Genomic DNA, 20,741 nt, shown 5'->3' on the forward strand with positions numbered 1-20,741 from the left:
TCTAGCGAAATTCCTTGTCGGGTAAGTTCCGACGCGCATCAATAGCGGAACGACTGGGGGACTGTCTCAACGAGCCGCCCGGTGAACTTGCAGTGTGAGCGAAGATGCTCACTTCCTGTGGCAAGACGAAAAGACCCCAGAAGCTTTACTGCAGCTTCTTATTGTGCCTGCGGTTTTCATGCGTAGCGTAGTGGGGAGGCTTTGAAGGCGCGTTTTCGGACGCGCTGGAGCCGCCAATGCAACACCCATCTTGAAAATTGCATGTACTAACCGGAACGGTCAAAACGGTCCGGGACAGTGCCTGCTGGGCAGTTTAAGTGGGGCGCTTGCCTCAACGCGGTATCGTATCCGTTACCTCGCGCTTTGCGCGAAGCGATACCGCAGGGGCGGTCTACGGGCAACCGTAGACGCAAACTAAGCTATATGCTGGGAAAACTGTTCCTTCAATGGATGCAGGGTTTAACATACTTTCGTCGAGAAGGTGAAAAATGTTAAACGCAGTTTATCAGCAGGGAAGTTGTTCTGATGCAGTCAGAATTAACCCCTCAACGACTACACGCTTGGCACCCTAAACCGCTTAGGCGGTCGGGTGGTGATATAGTCTGAACTTACGGGCGACTGTAAGGATCCTTCCGAGGATCACCTAATACTATGAGATCAAATGTTATCGAGGCCTATAAATTAGGACTCAAGTTGTCCGATTACCAGCGAGAAATCGTGATCGGGCTCTTGTTGGGAGATGGCCATTTAGAAACCCAAAATAATGGCCGGACGTATCGATTGAAAATCGAACATACGCATTGGCAGAAAGAATATACGGAGTGGTTGTACCAGATTTTCAAAGACTGGGTATTAACTCCTCCACAAGAAAAAGATCAGGTCGTGAACGGTGTTCAATATAAAAAGATTTGGTTTTCGACGATAAGTCATGGCGCATTCAGGTTTTATGCTCAACAATTCTACCAACATAAGCATAAAATTCTGCCGAAGTTGATTCATAAATGGCTTTCACCTATGGTTCTGGCAGTATGGTTCATGGACGATGGCTCGATAAAATCAAAACGGCATCGGGCATTGATTCTAAACACACAAAGTTTTACCGTATCGGAGCTCCGTCGATTGATAAAGACAATACAGGATCAGTTCGGGGTTGAAATGGTTCTAAGGAAACAGCGAGATCTGCATCAATTGCTTATCACGAGCGAAACGGTAGGAGAATTTGTTGAAATTATCAAGCCACACATATTGCCATCGATGCGATATAAGTTAGGAATATTAGGGAACGCAATTGCCTAAAGCGTAACGGAGGCGTTTATTAAGGTTGACTAGCTCCGGATGGACATCGGAGTGGTCCCGCAATGGGAAATGTCAGCTTTACTGCAAGGCACACACGCCGCGCAGTCGCGAAAGCGGAACATAGTGAACCGACCGTTCTTCGTAGGAAGGCGGAAGATCATCGGATAAAAGCTACTCTGGGGATAACAGGCTAGTCTGGTCCAAGAGTCCACATCGACGACCAGGTTCGGCACCTCGATGTCGGCCCATCTTATCCTGGGGGTGGAGAAGCTCCCAAGGGTTTGGCTGTTCGCCAATTAAAAAGGTACGCGAGTTGGGTTCAAACCGTCGAGCGATTGATTATTCGATCGTTCGACCCGTTTGAACCCCCGCGAAAGTCGACATACGAAATTCACGGCGGCATTACATAGGAATATGTAATGGCAAGCTGACTAGTATCGGTAAAATCCTAACTTTTCGAAGTGGACAATACCGAGGGAATCTCTCATGGAGAGCCCGTAGAGACTGAACGTCAGCCATCCAGAACGGATGAGGTTACAGTCCAATGCACGCAGTAATGCGTGAAGAAACATGCGTGAGACAGGTTGGTCTCTATCTGCCACAGGCGTTGAAACGTGAGGGGACTCGTTCCTAGTAAGGTACAAAGTACCTATTGCTACTTCGCGGAGTAATCCGCGATGACAACACGGCTAATAACGGTGAAATCTTAAGATATTCTCGGTCTGTTGATAACCAGTACTGTTGCGGTCCTGCAAATATTGGTACAATTTACTTGAGGACCAGAATTAATTAAGACAATACCGTGGGAAGTCGAACTAAAATTGATTTAGCGTATATCGCCGGTTTTCTTGATGGCGATGGAAGTTTGATGTTGCAGATCAAGAAACGAAAGGATGGAAAACTGAAAAGGCGCTTCATGTGCACTATCTGTTTTTATCAAGATAGCCGTCATGAGGAGCAGCTTTACTGGATACGTGAAAAGCTCGGTATCGGGTATGTATCCAGAAGAAACGATGGCATGACCGAATTACGAGTAAATGGGTATGCGCAAATTCGAGATATTCTGAAAGACTTGCTTCCGTTCATCAGGTTCAAAAAAGAGCAGGCGCTAGCGTTATACCAAGCTGCTAATCTTCTGAATCAAAAGAGCGTGAAGTGTCTTGCAAGATCGGATTTACTGAAGCTTATTGGGCACATTTTGACCATTCAAAACGGTAATTATGTGACTAAGCGCAAGAAAACCAAAGAAGAATTGCTGAAAATTTTAGTTTCTGACCCCGTATCGACTGATTCCCGCAAGTCTAAAAACTTGCGCGGATGAGATAGGAAGTAAACTCTTCTATCACATGCCGTCCCCTAATCCCGCATAAGCGGGATGGGTGAAGATATAGTCAGCACCTTTAGTGATAAAGGAAATATGTGACGAGAGGACCGGAATGAACTGACCTCTGGTGTACCAGTTGTCGCGCCCGCGGCATTGCTGGGTAGCTATGTCGGGACGTGATAAGCGCTGAAAGCATCTAAGCGCGAAGCACACCCTAAGATTACGTTTCGTTATCAGGGTCGTGGGAGACTACCACGTTGATAGGACGCAGGTGGAAGTGCCGTAAGGCATTAAGCCGAGCGTTACTAATATCCCGAGACCGCGGAACCATGAAAGAATAGTGCTCGTCCGGTATTGTTTGTTCGCTTGACGTAGCGATTGGCATATTTTTTCGAAAATTGCTTTACGCAAACTTTGAAACTCGTCCGCCGGTAGCGGACTCAAACAGTCAAAGTTTGCTTGCAATTTTCTTAAAATATGAAACATCGCTACTAAATCGCTCACAAACACTACACGGACTCGCTTCAAATTTATTTGGAGCGAACGAGCAATACTTTCGCATTCTGCGTTTTATGTGACTTATATACAAAAACAAAAATTCTGAGGTCTTTACCTCAGAAAGCTGGTGATTATTCTGGAGGGGCCACACCTCTTCCCATCCCGAACAGAGTCGTTAAGCCCTCCAAGGCCCATGGTACTTAGGGTGTATACCCTAGGGAGAGTAGGTAGTCGCCGGCTTTCTGAGGTAAAAGCAAATTCTCCCGCGAGGGAGTTTTTGTATTGAGCGGTTATTCCGAGGGGGGAGTGGGTCGGTTCCGGGGCAACCTTTCAATTTTCAGAAACACAGAAGTTGCCCGTCATATGCTCCACCGGAGCATATGACCCGCGTACAAAGTGCTGCAATGGCTTCAAAAACCCATATAAAAACGACCCGGAAGGGTCGTTTTTGTTTCCTTTGCGAACTCCATTTTTATTGGTAAGATGTTACATATGCATACGGCATTTCGCCGCTTCTATAAACAGATCATCATTGCCACTATATTTCTTATAGTGGTGCTGGGAGTTTCTTTTTGGGTATGGCGTGTTACGCGTCCCCAGCCGACCTGTTCTGACGGGATCAAAAATCAAAACGAACAAGACATTGACTGCGGAGGCATATGTGCGCTTGCATGCATGAAAGAGCCGATGTATGGGGCGGTGAGTTTGTTGCGGACGCAATTTTTTAAAGTTTCAGAATCCGCATACGACGTTATCGGAGAGGTGGAAAACAAAAACATTGATTTCGGCTCGCCATCGTTTGGATACGAATTTGCTTTGCTTGATGCGGAAGGAGAAGTGCTTGCATCGCGGAAAGGCACATCATACATTTTACCACGGGAGAAAAAGCGCATCGGAGAACAGCGTCTGGAAACTTCAAAGCCGGTTGCTTCCGTAAGGCTTACGATGTTTGATGAAGTATGGATCGAGGTGAACGAATTTGCCAGTGCCAATCTTTACGTCCGCAATAAAGAGTTTTCTCCGGTTTTCGAGAGATCGTCGCCCGCGGGCTATAAGGCCTCCGGCGTTGTGGTCAATCAGACCGGCTTTGATTTCGGGCAAGTTGATATTGTTGTGGTGCTTAAGGACGACTCCGGTAAGGAACTTGCTATTGGAGTTACCGAAATGCGAACGCTCAAAAATGGCGATCAGCGTTTTTTTGAGGTTCGTTGGCCATATCCCTTGAGTGATGTGAGCCGCTTTGACGTGGATGCATATACAAATCTTCTTGCAAACGAGAATTTCCTTGTTCGTTACGGGAAAAACCGGGAAAGGTTTCAGGAAGAAGTGCCGGTGCCTTCAAAAGGAATACGTTTCTAACCACATAACCTTTCTGTTTCCGGGGATTGGGCATGAGTTGTTATGCGAAGAATTTCGTCGTTACAGAAGCAATTGGTTATAACTTTGTTTGCCTCCGGCATTCTTTTTTTGATTGCCGGAGTAGCACATGCAGACACTGCATTGTCTCCAAACCCGGAAAGCATAAGCGCTCCGCATAATTCGCTCTTAAGCATCTCGCCCCCAAGGGATGGGGAAGAGACAACATTTTTTGTCGAAGCGGCATATGATCACAAAAACCGATCGTCCATTACCGCGGTGCGCCAATTTACAGGAGAAAAAGCCTATCTCTACATTGACAGTGCTTACCTCAACGGGCTGAGCATTGACCAAAAGTCCGCATTTTTGGCCGAGGTGCAAAAACTTGTTACGGAATTCGATACCCGCATCTATCCCTTGGTCACGCAGACTTTCGGTACGCCGTGGGAGCCCGGCATAGACGGGGATCTGCGCATCACCATCCTGCTTACCCAGCTCTCGGAACAAACCGCCGGGTATTTCAATCCCCGTGATGAATTTCCGCGCATTGAGATATCCGATTCCAACGAACGCGAGATGTTGTATCTCAATACTCGGTTTATTCCTGCAGGACGCGCGAAAATGTTTCTTGCGCACGAATTTCAGCACCTCATCAGTTTTTACTGGAAGGATAAAGTGGTGGGGATGAGCGATGACGTATGGCTGAACGAGGTAAGAAGCGAGTACGTGCCGACGCTTTTGGGGTATGACGCGGTATATGGCGGTTCAAACCTAGAGCATCGGGTCACCACATTCCTGCGCAGCCCCTCCGATTCGCTTACCGAGTGGCGCAACAGTCCCCACGACTACGGTCCCATCGCTCTTTTTGGGCAGTATCTAGCCGATCAATACTCTGCGAATATTTTTCGCGAGATGATGCGTATTAAAACGGTCGGTTTTTCTTCTTTGGAAGAAGCTGCGGTGGCCATCGGCAAGCCTGCGATATTTACAGACCTATTTACCAACTGGACTATCGCGAATTATCTCAATGACATTTCGGTGGATTCGCGATATGGCTACTTCAATTCCCGTCTTCGCACCTTCCATCTTTCTCCAACGGATATCCCCGAAACCGGAGAGATCGTGTTCACTGCCAAGGACTGGACGAATACTGCTTACCGGGTTTTGGGGAGTGCGGGCGGGATATTGTATATTACCCTAACTTCTCCGGATGCACTATCGGCATACCGTCTTGTACTTATCAAAATGGAGGGCTCATCTCATAGGGTTTCTGCAGCAGACAGCGTTGGAGGAAGTTTGAGTATGTCTGTGGCGCTTTCTCCGGATGCGACCTATCTCCTTATTCCTTTCAGCAAAGTCTCTACGGCAGACTTTAAAGACAACGATCCTGTACGAACGTTCACGCTCCGTCTTTCCACGGTCACAGAGCCGTCCCCAAGTCCTATTTCATCGGCAGTTATTTCTCAATATCCTGAGGGATCGCTATTGCGCGCTCGCGGCGACTACAAGGTCTACATCACCAAAGGGCAATTTAAGAGGCATATTGTGAGCGCCGATATCTTCGAATTCTATGGGCATTTGGGATTTGCACAGGTTATTGAGGTTTCGCCGGAAGAACTTGCGCAATATAAGCTTTCCGCTTGGGTGCGGGCGGATGGAGATCCGAGGGTGTGGGAAATAAATGGGGATGGCACCAAGCACTGGATAAATATTCCGGGTGAGCAGTTTGCGCCGTCGGGACGCTCATGGGACGGGGTGTATATTATCAATGCGCGGGAGCGGGATTGGTATGTGAAGGGAGCCGATGTGATGAGATAGAAAAATTATATTTGGGTGCTTGGCAGAATTTCTTCACCAAGAGGGCGACCGTCTCAACACCCCAAATTTTAAATGCAAGACTCCCTCTTGAGTTCCGAAATTCTGCCAAGCACCCAAATACGACCAAAAAAGCGCATTGCTTAAGGGAGGGGAGCTTTTAGGCGGAGTTCCGGCGGTTGCCCATTTCATGGGTCCCCGTCCGCCGATCTAAAAATGTTATTCTTAGAGCGAAGTAGAGAAGTTTTTCTTTATGAAAATCTTTGTTGTTGGAGCAGGGGCGACGGGGTCAGTGCTGATTAATACGCTCGCGGGGCAAAAAGAGGTCGAGCGGATTTTTTGCGTTGCAAAAAACAAACGCATCGCGGCAGAATTTGTAAAATCGCATCCGAAGGTGAAAATCTTCGGCGCAGATGTTGCGGATCGCACAAAAATGGAAAAGTTTGCCAAAGGGAGCGATCTTGTCATTAATGCAGCCTCTCCTTGGCTGAACGTTCCCATTTTGAAACTTGCGCTTCGCGTTCATGCACACTACCAGGACCTTGAAGCATATCTTGGGCTTGATGACGGAAGATCGAAGATGCCCTATCGGATAGAACACTTGTCATTTGATAAAGAGTTTAGGAAACAGAGGCGCGTTGCCCTGTTCGACGCGGGAGTTGCGCCGGGTCTTACCAATCTTCTTGTTGCCGAAGCCCAAGAAGTACTTGGAAACTTAAAGAATGTGAGCATACGGTTGCTTGAGGACTTGCAAGCCTCCGCATACATATCAACGTGGTCGCCGTCAGCCGCGATTGATGAGGTATATTCCAGGCCCGTTGTGTATCGAAATGGGAAATTCAGTATTCTGAAGAGATTTTCCGACCCCGAGGAGTTTAATTTCCCAAAACCGTTCGGTCGACACACAACGTACGCGATCATGAATAATGAGGCATTCACCATTCCCCAGTATCTCAGCGTCGGGAAGATCGAAGTGCGTTCGGCAGGTTGCGACGACGAAGCGGCGCGCATAATGGTTGCTCTGGGGCTTCTTGAGAAAAAACCCATGCGCATTCGCGGCATAACGCTGACTCCGCTGGAGTTTACGATGCGCATCATGCGCCAACCGCCGACCCCAAAAGAACTCAAGCGCCTGGTTGCAACCGGAGTGGTTCGGGATGGCTATTTCGCGTTTTTTATCGAAGCAACTGGGCCCAAGAAAAGAAAAATCGCCTACTGGGTTCCGTTCCCATCGCAAAAGACGCTATTCAAAAAGGACATACATTCTACCTATGTCGCCCATCCTGCAGGAACGTGCGCCGCCGTGTTTGCGCTGGAAATTCCGCACATACAAAAATACGGCACCATGCCGCCCGAAGTACTGCCGAAAGACAACCGCGAGCGCATTTTGAAGCGGATAAAGCAGTTCGGCATAAACGTTAAAACGCGATGAAGAAAAGACCAGATATCAGGGCGATTTTTTTCGACTTGGGCGGAGTGATTGTATCAGGATCATTGAGTAATGTTGTGAAAGCGCTTGCTACGCTTACGCGGGTTTCCCAAAAACGGATTAAAAAGTTTTACGATCCATGGGTCGAACCCTTGCACAAAGGGGAAATAACAAGCGTGTCGCTCGCACGCAAGGCCTGCGCCCATTTCGGCATTACTACGCCGAAGGGTCGTAAAGCAAGGCGTACGTTTATTGAGGTGTATAAGAGGAACAAAAAAATCTCTCGGCCTCTCTTGAGACTCGTCTTGGCACTTCGTCATCGCTATACGGTTGGTCTTATTTCCGATATAGTCCACGAACACGCTATCGCGAACGCTCGATGGGGTGTCTTCAAGTACTTCAAGCCGGTTGTTCTCTCGTGTTTTATTGGCTTGTGCAAACCCGGTAGCGCAATTTTTCATTATGCACTCAGAAAAGCAGGCATAAAGCCGCGAGAAGCAGTGTTTATCGATGATCTTGCCGAGAATGTTCGCGGAGCGCAGAGGGTTGGCATGTACGGCGTTCGCTTTAAAAATATTCAGCTGCTTAGACGCGATCTCAAAAAGCTTGGCGTATTATGGAACTGAAAGAAAACATTCTACTCGCTCCTTATACAAACTTTCGGGTAGGCGGGCCGGCGGATTTTTTTGTTGAGGCGAAAAACACAGATGAACTCAAGGAAGCCTCGCAATTTGCAAAGAAAAAAAATGTTCCGGTTGTGGTTCTCGGTGGGGGAGCAAACATCTTGATATCCGATGCAGGTTTTCGTGGGCTGGTCATTCGCATTGTCGCCAGATCTCTTTCGGTTAAGGATGGCCTTATTGTGGCGGACGCCGGATGCACCATGGGGCAAGTGGTGGCCGAAGCCCAAAAAGCCGGCCTTACGGGTCTGGAATGGGCCGTGGGGCTTCCTGGCACGGTGGGAGGTGCGGTATTCGGTAATGCCGGGTGTTTTGGAGGAGAGACGAAAGACGTGGTTTATTCGGTAGAATTGTTAGATTTGAAAAATTACGAATTACGGATTGTGGATTATAAAGAACTGGAACCGGGTTATAGGCATTCCAATCTAAAGAAAATGGGCGATATTGTTGTGTCGGCGACATTTAAACTAAAGAAAGGGGACGCCAAAGATATCGCCGCAAGCATGGAACAGATACGGCAGAAAAGCACCGAACGTATAAAGGAACAACCATTGGGGGCATGGACTGCGGGCAGTACGTTTAAAGGGGTACTATTAACGGAAAATGATAAATCGCGAATTACGGATTGCGGATTGGATTGGAAGAGCGGCATTAATAGGACGGGATATCTATCTGCGGGATGGCTTTTGGAGCAAACAGGATTGAAAGGATATCGAGTCGGCGACGCTTTATTTTCTTCTCATCACGCAAACTTTATCATTAATCATGGAAAGGCCAGCGCGTCAGACATTTTACATCTTATTGATACCGCCAAGCTCCGTGTGATGGAGAGGTTTGGTATTGAACTTAAGGAAGAAATACGGTATATTGGATTTGAGGATCGCGAATGATGCGAATATCACGCGAATAACGCGAATTGCGAATGAATCCATTCGCGAATCCGTACATTCGCGTAATATCTGTAAATTCGTGATTGCCCAACTATGCATCTGGACATCAAAGGTATCGGCATTGAACTTACGCCGGCGCTTAAGCAGTACATTGAAGAGCGCATCGGAGGGCTCTCACATTTTATTGGTTCGGACGCCCATTCCTCAAGCGCTCTTGTTGAGGTCGGTCGCTCAACCCATCATCATGAACATGGCGACGTAATGTTCGCAAAGGCGAATGTGCATCTTGGCGGCAAGACCATACGTGCCGAAGCCCAAACTCAAGATGTACGATCGGCCATTGATGAGGTCCGTCAAGAACTGCATAACGAGATCCTGAAGTTTAAGGGGAAGCGCAAAACGCTTTTTCGGCGCGGTGCGCGGTCCATAAAAAAACTTTTGCATCTTTCGCCTTTTGCGCGCTTCCGCAAAAGTAGCATAGCAGAGGATGTGGCGGACGGTGAGCAATGACGGGATTTATGAGACACGACGATGCTCGTGAAGCACGGCCGCTTATCCAGCGGTGTATTGATGTTTTCGGCTGGAGTCCGGAACATAATACGGACTACTTTTTTCATTCTGCCGAGCCGGACCTGCAGAATATTTTTTTTAATACACCGGAAGGATGGGGACTGCTTGCGCAGGTCTCCGATACCCAATGGTATCTTTTTGCAGAACCCCTCGCCCCAAAAGAGGAACGAGCGGAGTTGCTCGTCGCATTTTCCCAAGCCGCTTTTGAATCCGCCAAAACAAAAAAGGTTACCGTGGAGCTCACTTCCCAAACCCGCAGGGATTTTCTAAAAAAACTTCACCCCGTTAGAAGTAGTCCCGCTAAGCGGGACGCGACTTCTAACGGGGTTCACCCCGATCTTCGTTCTTGCGCGATCGCAGAGACTTTTTTGTGGCCGGTCCTTGATCTGGAAAAACACGACCCGGAGTACCCTGGTTCCCGGTATAAATCCCTGCGGAATACGCAAAGCCGTTTTTTGCGCGAACATCGCGTCAAAGTAAAAAGTGCCGTGGATATAGGGAGGGATGAGCTTCACGATCTTGTGTGGCGCTGGGAAAAGGGGCGGCGGGCCTCGCATCAAAGCGTATCGGGCGCGTACCACGCCCTTATTGACGATAGTTTTGCCGGCACCATCGGTGCACGCTCGCTCGTGGTCGATGGTAGACCCGAGGCACTGATGGCAGGATGGCTTGTCCCGAATTCAAAGACGTATTATATGGCCATAAGCCTGCACAGCTATGCCCACTGGGGACTCGGTGAAGTTTCTCTTATGGAAGATCTTCGATGGATGCAGGAACAAGGTTTTACGGCCGTTGACCTTGGGGGTAGCGACAAAAAACTTTTTGCGTTCAAGAGGCAGTTCGGGGACGTTGTAACGCACAAAACACACCAATTTTCGATAGTTAAAAATTAGGGAATTTTGAATTACGGATTGCGGATTAAAATTCGTAATGCGCAATTCGCAATTAAACAATTTTTAATTTGCAAAGGGTTATCCACACTATTTCGCATTGTAACTCTGGACTAACGAGTATACGATAAACGTATATGGCAAGCGATGAGAAAAAAAATGGAAATGGAATTGAGCAGGAGAGCGTCGTGCCTTCAGCCGACAAACCAAAGAAGAATTTTTTATTTGTGTCGTGGGAAAGTTTGAGCGGCGACGTTGCATGGAAGCTGAAAACGGAGGGACATCAGGTGAAGGCCTACATTGATAATAAAAAAGAGCGCGATGTTTACGATGGCTTTTTTGATAAAGTAGAGGATTGGAAAAGCTTTATTGATTGGGCCGATGTTGTTGTTTTTGATGATGTCGGTTTCGGCAAAGAAGCTGATGCGCTTCGAAAAAAGGGGAAGCTTATCGTAGGCGGCAGTGCCTATACCGATCGTCTTGAAGAGGATCGGGAGTTCGGGCAGGCAGAAATGAAGCGCGTAGGCATGCTCACGCTACCGCACTGGGATTTTGAGAATTTTGACGAGGGTATAAAGTTCTTGAAGGAGAACCCCGGCCGGTACGTGTTCAAGCCATCGCAGGGAACGTATGGCGACATGCGCGGTATCGTGTTCTTGGGCGAAGAAGAGGATGGCAAGGATATTTTGCAGGTTCTGGAGCACAACAAAGAAAGCTGGCAAAAAAAGATAAAACGTTTTCAGATACAAAAGCTTGCAACCGGGGTAGAAGTGGCCGTGGGCGCATTTTTTAACGGGGAAGATTTCCTGTATCCCATCAATATCAATTTCGAACATAAAAAACTTTTCCCGGGGGACATCGGTCCTTATACCGGCGAGATGGGAACGCTGATGTACTGGTCTCCGGCCAATACCATTTTCAACAGCACGCTTGCCAAAATGCGCGATGACCTGAAAAACGCCGGTTACACAGGGTATATTGATATCAACTGCATTGCCAATGCGCGTGGCATCTATCCTCTGGAATTCACCTCGCGGTTCGGCTATCCAACCATTTCCATCCAGATGGAGGGTATCGCGCAAGATATGGGGGACCTCTTGTATAACATGGCCTCGCGTCAGCCCGGAGAGATTAAGGTCCGTAAGGGATTCCAGGTAGGCGCGATAGTAGCCGTGCCGCCCTTTCCCTATGCGGATGAGGATGAGTTCAGTATTTACAAGGATTTTTCCATTCTTTTTAAAAAGCCGAATCTTGACGGCATTCACTTGGGCGACGTAAAGCTCGTTGATGGCGATTGGCGCGTTGCGGGAGAGCTTGGGTATGCGCTGGTGGTTACGGGCTCCGGCCTTACGGTTGAAGAAGCGCGAAAACAGCTCTACGGCCGCATTTCGAATATTATGTTGCAGAACATGTTCTACCGCACCGACATCGGCGCCAAGTGGGCGGAAGATAGCGATAAACTGCATATGTGGGGGTATCTTTACTAGAACTTTAAATTTCGGCGCATTTCGTTGTTGTTTGCTCCGGTGCTCGTGCGGCGTAGCATTAACTACGCCTTACTTAGCTCCTCACAAACGCCTAGAACTGCACTCAAAATTTAAAGTTCTGAAGTCTGCCTCGCCCTTACCCATATTTTTATCAATGGAATTTTATACCGATATTGAAAAATCCCGGCCGCTGATAGAGGAAAGTATCGGGAGATTCGGTTATGCGCCGGAGCACAACACAGATCATTATATTTACAGTGGCGCGGATTACAAGGAAACGATTCTGGTGAGATTTGAAGATGGAAGCGCTCTGCTTACGCATCGTGATCCAAAAACATGGGATGTTTTTTCTGAACCCGTAGCCTCCCCCGAAAGGCGCGCAGCAATTTTGATTGAATTTTTGCAATATGTTCTTGGCGACGCATCGCAAAAAAAAGTGGAGCTCCATGCGCAGTCGCATGGAGCGGAACCTCGCACCGTCCCGCCAGGGGCGGGACTGGTGCGGCGGGTGAATTTGGAGCTTCATGAAAGAACGCGGCGTGAGCTTTTAGGGGCACTGCCGAAGAACTTACGTGCGCGTTCTATTAACTACACGTTGCTCTGGCCCGTGTTTGACCTTACGAAGTTCGATACGTTTCTGGCGGGCGGGCGGTATAAGGATTTACGCAATGCGAAGGTGAAATTTTATCGGGAGCACCGCGTGGAGGTTCGTGATGCGCGGGAAGTTTCCAAAGAAGCGCTACGCGCCATACCAAAGGTATGGAAGAGCATGCGCAGGGCGTCTGACCGCGTATATACGGCCATGTATGATGCCTATATTGAAAACGATTTTCGTGGCACGACTTACGCGCGGGCGTTTATCGTTGATGGGCATGTTGCGGGCATTAACGCCGGTTGGGCTATCCCGAATTCCACCACCTACTATGCGGCAATCGGTCTTCATGATTATTCCTCAAAAGACCTCGGCGATGCACTGAACCTGGAAGACCTTGCATTTTTGAAAGCGGCAGGTTTTACTCATGCGGATTTTGCGGGAGGCGAGAAAGCGCTTACAACCTATAAGCTTAAGTTCGGGGAAGCCAGGATATATAAATCGTTTATTTTCTCGGTCGCAAGGAGGCAATAATTCAAAAGTTGAAAGTCAAAAGTCAAAACTTCAACTAAAAACTCGAAAGTTACCGGGTTTTATGTTGTAATTTTGCATTTTGAGTTTATATTAATGATTCCCACAAAATTGTTTTTTACGAAAGGAGTTGGAGTCCACAAAGAAAAGTTGGCTTCTTTTGAGATGGCATTGCGGCAGGCGGGCATCGCGCATTGCAACCTCATTCTGGTGTCCAGCATTTTCCCACCCAGATGCAAAAAGATAAGCAAAGAGGATGGAGTGAAGTTCATCAGTCCCGGCCAGATAGTGTTTTGTATATATGACCGCCTAAGCACCAATGAACCTAATCGTCTGATCGCGGCGTCGGTAGGCGTTGCAATCCCTGCGGACGAGACCCAGCACGGCTACCTTTCAGAACATCATGCCCATGGCGAGACCGATCAAAAAGCCGGGGAATACGCGGAGGACCTAGCGGCAAGCATGTTAGCCACGACGCTTGGAATTGAGTTTGACCCCAATACAGCTTGGAACGAGCGGGAGCAGATTTACAAGATGAGCGGCAAGATTGTGCGTACCTCTAACATGACGCAATCCGCCATCGGCAACAAAGACGGTCTTTGGACGACGGTGATTGCCGCAGCGGTGTTGTTGCCGTGAAGACTTGATTTCTGCTCTTAAAAACGATACCCTATGAGGGTATCGTTTCTTGTTTTATGTCTTTATTCACCAAAATCTTCGGGGATCCTAACGAACGAGTTGTTCGGGAGCTTCAGCCTATCGTGGACGCGATAAATGGGCTTGAGGAGGAGTTCGAGAAGTTGTCGGACGCGGACCTTCCGAAAAAAACAGAAGAACTGAAAAAACGTATTACTTCTCGCTTGCACGCAAGCCCTTCTCTTTCGCATCCCGAAAAAACAGAGAATTTTCCTGAAGAATTTGGGTCTTCGGAGGAGACGGGCGATGCGGGAGAGACGCTGGACGATATACTTCCGGAAGCTTTTGCGCTGGTTCGGGAGGCGGCCAAGCGCACGCTCCATCAGCGGCATTTTGACGTGCAATTGATCGGCGGCATTGTGCTACACCGCGGACAGATCGCCGAGATGCGCACCGGAGAAGGAAAAACACTCACGGCCACCCTGCCGCTCTATCTCAATGCGCTTTTGGGCCGCGGAGCGCATTTGGTTACGGTAAATGATTATCTTGCGCGGCTCCATACCGTGCTCATGGGGCAAATATTTCATGCCCTCGGTCTTTCGTGCGGCGTTATCGTGCATGATCAGGCATTCGTCTATGATCCGAACTTCCATGTTTCCCAGGAACACGGAGGCGGTGAGCAAATGGCGAACAAGGGCAGACAAAGGGGGGAGGGTATCGAAAAAGACGATATGCATGACGCAGAGCGCGATATTATCGGCGGATTTAAAGTTGAGCAATCCTATCTCCGTCCCGTGGAGCGGCACGAAGCGTATGAGGCAGACATCACGTACGGCACAAATAATGAATTCGGCTTTGACTATCTTAGAGACAACATGGTGTATGACAGAAGGCGCATGGCGCAGAAAGACCACTTCTATGCCATCGTGGATGAGGTTGACAGCATTCTCATTGATGAAGCGCGCACGCCACTCATCATTTCAGCGCCCGACATGGAATCCTCAAAACTCTATGAACAATTCGCGCGCATGGTGCCAAAATTAGCGCCAAGCGAAGATTATATTGTGGACGAAAAATTCCGCGCAGTCACGCTTACTGATGCGGGCATCACGAAAGTGGAAAAAATGCTTGGTGGAGGGAATCTCTATGAAGAAGGCAGGATACGCGAAGTGCATGCACTGGAGAGTTCTTTGCGGGCGTATGCGCTTTATCATCTTGATAAAGAATATGTCGTCAAAGACGGGGAGATTGTTATTGTCGATGAGTTCACGGGGCGTCTTATGCCCGGCCGCAGATATTCAGAGGGATTGCATCAGGCCATTGAAGCAAAGGAAAGCGTGAGGGTTCAGGAAGAATCGAGGACCCTTGCAACCATCACTTTTCAAAACTATTTCCGCATGCACGAGAAACTTGCGGGCATGACCGGAACCGCCGCGACGAACGCAGAGGAGTTCCATAAAGTATACAAGCTCGATGTTGTCACTATTCCCACGCATAAGCCAATGATCCGGCGCGACCAGGCCGATCTGGTATTCAAGAGCGAGAAAGGGAAATTCATGGCGGTGGCCCGCGAGGTAAAAGCCAGGCATGAAAAAGGACAACCCGTGCTTATTGGCACCGTTTCCATAGAAAAAAATGAGTATCTTTCGGAAATTTTGAAGCGCGAAGGAATTTCTCATGAATTGCTTAACGCAAAAAACCATGAACGCGAAGGTGCGATCATTGCTCAAGCGGGGAGATTCGGGGCAGTGACGGTTGCAACCAACATGGCCGGCCGAGGCGTGGATATTATTTTGGGCGGAAATCCGCCAGATTCCGAAGAGGCGGAAAAAGTGAAGAAGCTTGGAGGATTGCATATTATCGGTACGGAACGACACGAAGCGCGCAGAATAGACAATCAGCTTAGGGGCCGTGCGGGACGCCAGGGAGATTCGGGTTCTTCCCAATTTTTCGTGTCTTTGGAAGATGATCTGATGCGCATATTCGGCGGAGACAAAATACGCTCTCTTATGGAGCGCCTGGGGGTTCCGGAAGACGAAGCAATACAAAATCGTATGATAAGCCGTGCCATAGAGCAGGCGCAGGGGCGCATCGAGGGGTATAATTTTGATATCCGCAAGCATGTGCTTGAGTACGACGAAGTGATGAACAAGCACCGGGAGATCATTTACAAGAAACGCAAAGAAATTCTTGAACACTCGGAAGATGAGAAGGGGCCGGGGACCGAACCCATTGTGCTTTCCATGGTAGAGGCGCAGCTGCGCGACGTCGTGTCGTTTCACGCTTCTTCTCACACCGAAGAAACTTCTTCGGAGAATGCAAAAAGCTTTCTTGATGCTGTTGGCAAGATGCTTCCGCTGAAGCGCGAACACGCAGAGAAGCTCTACGAAGATGCCAAAAAAGGCTTTGAGAACCCCGAGGCGCTTGCGGAAGAGCTCGTGCAATACGCCAATCTTACGTATGAGGCAAAAGAGGGACAACTTGGCGAACAGGTGCTGCGCGATGCGGAAAAAGCAGTGTTACTGCAGACGCTTGATATGTTATGGATGGACCACCTGGAAGCCATGGAGCATCTCCGTGATTCGGTAAGGCTTCGCGCCTACGGACAGCGTGATCCTCTGATCGAGTATAAGAACGAAGGACATCAGCAGTTCCAGCAGCTTCTCAAGGCCTATGAAGCAATGGTTGCCCAGACCATATTTAAGGTCGGGGCCGTATCGCAGCACGGTCAGAAGCTCGGAGAGATCCGAGAAGAACGTCGCGACATTTTCGGCAAGGATTCTCCGATGAAAACCGAAACGGAACGCCGGAGCGGACAGCCTGCGATAAAAAAACCGGAAGTCGGACGTAACGATCCCTGCCCGTGCGGAGCAAAGCAACCCGATGGACGTCCGAAAAAATACAAAAAGTGTCATGGAGCGTAGAAACATGAAAATTGTCCCTTATTTTCTGAATTTTCCATGGAGTTTGCTGGGGCTGTTTTATGGATTACTATTGTTTCCCACGAGTATCAAAATAGACAAAGCAAAGCCAGTGATAATTATAAAAGTAAAACGATTGTTGGTGAACGAAATATTTCTTAAACGTAGAGTAAGGGGATTTACGCTAGGAAATACAGTGTTATTGTCCGATGCAGCTGACAGCAACACTTACGGCCACGAAGTTGTTCATGTAGAGCAGTTTACGAAGGTGCCGCTGCTATTCCCGTTATTCTATCTCGTGGAATCAATGAAAAATGGATACCAGGCAAACAAATACGAGAAAGAGGCATGTCAGAGAGTTAATAAATCCGCATGACATTTTCTATAAATCGGCAAATCTAGCGGTGTCACAGACGAGAAATGGCTTGAAATAAGAGGAATCCATGTGTAACAGTATTTAAAGCATAAAAGTGTTATGGGAAATACCAGAGAAATAGAAAGCGCTGGCGGTGTAGTGATAAATCAGAACGGAGACATTCTGGTGGAAAATCTCCAAGACGTGCCACTGGAATTTTTGAACATTTGAAAAAAGAAAAACCCTTCTCTTGCGAGTTGGGTCGGGGTTGGAGAGTAGACTCTCGACGGATATTCGTGGACGTTCAGCGATCCATCGGGTCCCATGAGACCGAAGGCGAAACGCTCTTGGTAACCATTCCATGGCATTCGGGGCACGAGACCTTGTAATAATCGCCGTCGCGTTGGTCGGGTACGGTTTCCACCCTGTCGCCTCTTTCTAGCTTGAAAGTACAATCGCAATGCGGACATTTCAGCTTCATGCCGACCCACGAAGGACCGCTCTTGCCCTTCTTCACTACTTTGGCCATCTAAGCCCTCCTTCAACTCAAATTTTAACAGTTTCATGGTAGTATATATGAAAAATACTGTCAACAATTTATGAGGATTCTGTTGTTTAGCCACGACAAGACGCTTTTCAAGAAAGGAAGCGAATCCCAAGCTCGCATGCGCGAGCGCGGGAAGATTTGTGACGCGCTTGTCATTCTTGTACCTACGCAAAAAGGTTTTGAGAAGGAGAGTCTTTCGTCAAACGTGCGCGTTATTCCGACAAACTCAAGGAGCAGATTCTGGTCATTTTTTGATCTGAAGAAAATGGCGGGACGCGCCCTGAAGGAAGAGCCCATTAATCTTATCATCGCCCAAGACCCATTCGAATTCGGCTGGATAGCCACAAAACTCGGCAAAACATATGATATTTCCGTCCAGATTGAACTTCACGGAGATTTTTATTCAACGGGATACTGGAAGTGGTCCAGTCCCGCAAATTTACTGCGGCATCAGATAAGTCTTAGAGTGCTGAAGAGCGCGTGTTGTATCCGCGTGGTGAGCGAGAGGTTGCGCACGGCGTTAAGAGATAAACTCGGCATTTCCGATAACCGTATCTCGGTATTCCCCGTTGAGGCGAGAGCGGACCGGTATCTTGCGGCAGAAAAAGATAAGTTTTTGAAAGAGCGATACGCCAACTTCGATTTTTTCTTGCTCACAGTCGGCGTATTGAATCCGGTAAAGAATATTGGTATGCAAATTTGGGCTCTTTCTGACGCGGTGAAGCGCTATCCGAAAACGGCGTTGGTTATTGTGGGAGACGGGCCCGAAAGGCATGTGCTTGAAATTTTGGCCAGGAAATTGCGCGTGGCGCAAAATGTCATTTTTGCGGACGTCCAGCAGGACCTTTTGCCGTATTATATGAGCGCGGATGCGTTTCTTCTTACATCGCATGCCGAAGGATGGGGGAGAGTCGTGGTGGAAGCGATGGCATCAGGCCTTCCCACCGTCATGACCGATGTGGGGCTTGCCGGAGAAATTTTGCTTAACGGCAGAAACGGCATCATTATTCCGCGTAAAGACGAAAGAGCGCTTGAGCGCGCCATAGAACAGTTGGAAAAAGACGCGGACTTACGAGAGCGCTTGAGCGCGGAGGCGCGAAAAACTATCCGGATGATGCCGTCTCACGAGGAAGCCCTGAAGAAGTATAAAGAAAGTTGGGAGAAGTGCGTGCAGGACTAAACCCATTCGCTTAACGCTTCGAGATAGGCAATCATAATGCGCCTCGCTTCGAAAAATTTCGAACTCGTCGCGAACTCCTCAAACAGCGAAATTTTACGGCTCGGCGCACATGATTGTAGCTATCTCTCCGCTAAGCCGCTCATGGGTTTCGTCTTGTGCTTAAGACCGTAGGGTATGGAAAAAGTTTATCGTGACGCTCTTGCGTTCCACAAAAAATATGGCGGTAAACTGGCGATGCAAAGCAAAATGCCGCTTTCCGGCAGGAGCGACCTGTCTTTAGCATATACGCCCGGCGTTGCACAGGTGAGCCGGGAGATCTTCCGGGACAGAAAGTCCGCGTACGCCTATACCATGAAGCGCAACAGTATTGCCATTGTCACGGACGGCTCGGCTATTCTCGGACTGGGTAATTTAGGGGCCCAGGCGGCGCTTCCCGTAATGGAAGGAAAGGCGATTCTCTTTAAGAAATTTTCCGGCATAGACGCGTTTCCCATTTGCCTCGATACCCAGGATACAGAAGAGATTATAAGAACGGTGCGGTATATTGCGCCAGGTTTCGGGGGTATTAATCTCGAGGACATATCCGCTCCGCGCTGTTTTGAAATAGAAGCGCGGTTAAAAAAAGAGCTCGATATTCCCGTGATGCACGACGACCAGCATGGCACGGCAGTGGTGGTGCTTGCCTCGCTTATTAACGCATTGAAATTGAAGGGCCTGAGCAAGAAGAGCACGAAAGTCGTCATTAACGGAGCCGGAGCGGCAGGAGGCGCGATAGCAAAACTTCTTTATAAATATGGCATCACCGGTCTTTTGGTATGCGACAGACGGGGTCTCATATTCAAGGGACGCCGAGGACTCGATGGCTACAAGGCCGAGCTTGCCCGCCTGACCCGTCCGGCATACGCCAACCTTGTTCGCGGGAAAATACACGATATTCCTCTTGCCGAGTGTCTTGAAGGAGCGGACGTGTTCATTGGCGTAAGCACGGGAAACGTTGTAACTGCAAAGATGGTGCAAGGCATGAACGTAAAACCCGTCATTTTTGCCCTTGCAAATCCGATTCCGGAAATATTTCCGCATCACGCCAAAGCTGCGGGGGCTTTTATAGTCGCAAGCGGCAGAAGCGATTTCCCGAATCAGATAAATAACGCGCTAGTATTCCCCGGGATATTCCGCGGAGCGTTGGATAATCGGGTGAAGCAAATAACGGACGCGATGCTCATCCGCGCGGCACAAAATCTTGCTTCGTGTGTTTCGAACCCAAGTCCGAGAAAGATCATCCCATCCATTTTTTCTAAAGACGTTGTCCGGGCGGTTTCGAGAGCCATAACAAAGTGACGGAGTGACTAAGTGACAAAGTGATTGGAGTAGATATTTTTATGAAAGTAGCAAGTCATAAAACTCTCATAGTTTGGCAGAAAGCTTATGAATTAGCTCTCATGGTCTATAAGACTACTTCAACATTTCCCAAGGAAGAGCAATTCAGTTTAATATCGCAAATGCGAAGGGCTGCATTGTCTGTTCCCGCAAACATATCGGAGGGATATATTCGGATGACTCGCAAAGATCAGTTGCATTTTTATAATATAGCTCTTGGATCTCTGACCGAACTCGAATGTTATATTGAGTTCTCCAAAGACATTGGTTATACAGATCAGGTGAATTATCAAAAAGCTTCTGGGCTTCACAATGAGGTACTGAAACTTTTAAGAGGATTTATAAATAGTCAGCGAAGCTGACCTGC

At 48.4% G+C, this 20,741-nt stretch carries 15 protein-coding genes and 2 rRNA genes; 16 read left to right on the top strand and 1 reads right to left on the bottom strand.

Going from position 1 to position 20,741, the window contains the following annotated elements:
- The 13 genes from Q7S09_03505 to secA form a co-directional block, all read left to right on the top strand.
- A 23S ribosomal RNA gene (locus tag Q7S09_03505) occupies positions 1 to 2,950 on the top strand; the annotation flags it as partial.
- A gap of 291 nt (positions 2,951 to 3,241) precedes the next feature.
- Positions 3,242 to 3,358: ribosomal RNA gene (gene rrf, locus Q7S09_03510) — 5S ribosomal RNA — on the top strand.
- A gap of 252 nt (positions 3,359 to 3,610) precedes the next feature.
- Complete coding sequence (locus Q7S09_03515) at positions 3,611 to 4,477, top strand: FxLYD domain-containing protein (protein ID MDO8558226.1); 867 nt, start codon at positions 3,611 to 3,613, stop codon at positions 4,475 to 4,477.
- A 42-nt stretch (positions 4,478 to 4,519) separates the two neighbouring features.
- On the top strand, positions 4,520 to 6,292 hold the full coding sequence (locus Q7S09_03520; GenBank protein MDO8558227.1) for a hypothetical protein: 1,773 nt from the start codon (positions 4,520 to 4,522) through the stop codon (positions 6,290 to 6,292).
- Between the two features lie 250 nt (positions 6,293 to 6,542).
- Positions 6,543 to 7,721, top strand: coding sequence for a saccharopine dehydrogenase NADP-binding domain-containing protein (locus Q7S09_03525; protein MDO8558228.1), 1,179 nt, complete (start codon positions 6,543 to 6,545; stop codon positions 7,719 to 7,721).
- Positions 7,718 to 8,344, top strand: coding sequence for an HAD family phosphatase (locus Q7S09_03530; protein ID MDO8558229.1), 627 nt, complete (start codon positions 7,718 to 7,720; stop codon positions 8,342 to 8,344). Before Q7S09_03525 ends, Q7S09_03530 begins: the two co-directional genes overlap by 4 nt.
- Positions 8,335 to 9,288: a UDP-N-acetylmuramate dehydrogenase gene (gene murB, locus Q7S09_03535; protein ID MDO8558230.1), complete on the top strand. Its 954-nt coding sequence runs from the start codon at positions 8,335 to 8,337 to the stop codon at positions 9,286 to 9,288. Before Q7S09_03530 ends, murB begins: the two co-directional genes overlap by 10 nt.
- Positions 9,289 to 9,381: 93 nt before the next feature.
- The gene (raiA, locus tag Q7S09_03540) at positions 9,382 to 9,798 is read left to right on the top strand and encodes a ribosome-associated translation inhibitor RaiA (GenBank protein MDO8558231.1); all 417 of its coding nucleotides are present in this window, start codon (positions 9,382 to 9,384) and stop codon (positions 9,796 to 9,798) included.
- Between the two features lie 8 nt (positions 9,799 to 9,806).
- Positions 9,807 to 10,751 carry a GNAT family N-acetyltransferase gene (locus tag Q7S09_03545; GenBank protein ID MDO8558232.1) on the top strand — a complete coding sequence of 315 codons (945 nt, stop codon included), beginning with the start codon at positions 9,807 to 9,809 and terminating at the stop codon, positions 10,749 to 10,751.
- A gap of 134 nt (positions 10,752 to 10,885) precedes the next feature.
- Positions 10,886 to 12,235, top strand: a complete 1,350-nt coding sequence (locus Q7S09_03550; protein ID MDO8558233.1) for a phosphoribosylamine--glycine ligase — start codon at positions 10,886 to 10,888, stop codon at positions 12,233 to 12,235.
- A gap of 154 nt (positions 12,236 to 12,389) precedes the next feature.
- Entirely contained in the window at positions 12,390 to 13,361 is a 972-nt protein-coding gene (locus Q7S09_03555; protein ID MDO8558234.1) for a hypothetical protein, read from the top strand.
- Positions 13,362 to 13,448: 87 nt separating this feature from the next.
- Entirely contained in the window at positions 13,449 to 13,997 is a 549-nt protein-coding gene (locus tag Q7S09_03560) for an arginine decarboxylase, pyruvoyl-dependent (GenBank protein MDO8558235.1), read from the top strand.
- A 56-nt stretch (positions 13,998 to 14,053) separates the two neighbouring features.
- Positions 14,054 to 16,918, top strand: coding sequence for a preprotein translocase subunit SecA (gene secA, locus Q7S09_03565; GenBank protein MDO8558236.1), 2,865 nt, complete (start codon positions 14,054 to 14,056; stop codon positions 16,916 to 16,918).
- Between the two features lie 656 nt (positions 16,919 to 17,574).
- On the opposite strand, the gene Q7S09_03570 is transcribed toward secA, so the two are convergent.
- Positions 17,575 to 17,799: a hypothetical protein gene (locus Q7S09_03570; GenBank protein ID MDO8558237.1), complete on the bottom strand. Its 225-nt coding sequence runs from the start codon at positions 17,797 to 17,799 to the stop codon at positions 17,575 to 17,577.
- A 70-nt stretch (positions 17,800 to 17,869) separates the two neighbouring features.
- Between Q7S09_03570 and Q7S09_03575 the strand changes: the two genes are divergently transcribed.
- The 3 genes from Q7S09_03575 (at position 17,870) to Q7S09_03585 (ending at position 20,736) form a co-directional block, all read left to right on the top strand.
- Complete coding sequence (locus Q7S09_03575) at positions 17,870 to 18,997, top strand: glycosyltransferase family 4 protein (protein MDO8558238.1); 1,128 nt, start codon at positions 17,870 to 17,872, stop codon at positions 18,995 to 18,997.
- A gap of 174 nt (positions 18,998 to 19,171) precedes the next feature.
- Positions 19,172 to 20,335 carry an NADP-dependent malic enzyme gene (locus Q7S09_03580; protein MDO8558239.1) on the top strand — a complete coding sequence of 388 codons (1,164 nt, stop codon included), beginning with the start codon at positions 19,172 to 19,174 and terminating at the stop codon, positions 20,333 to 20,335.
- Positions 20,336 to 20,376: 41 nt separating this feature from the next.
- Positions 20,377 to 20,736, top strand: a complete 360-nt coding sequence (locus Q7S09_03585; GenBank protein ID MDO8558240.1) for a four helix bundle protein — start codon at positions 20,377 to 20,379, stop codon at positions 20,734 to 20,736.
- The last annotated feature ends 5 nt before the right edge of the window (positions 20,737 to 20,741 follow it).

The sequence above is a fragment of the bacterium genome (assembly GCA_030649025.1).
In the GTDB taxonomy this organism is placed as follows: domain Bacteria; phylum Patescibacteriota; class Minisyncoccia; order JAUYLV01; family JAUYLV01; genus JAUSGO01.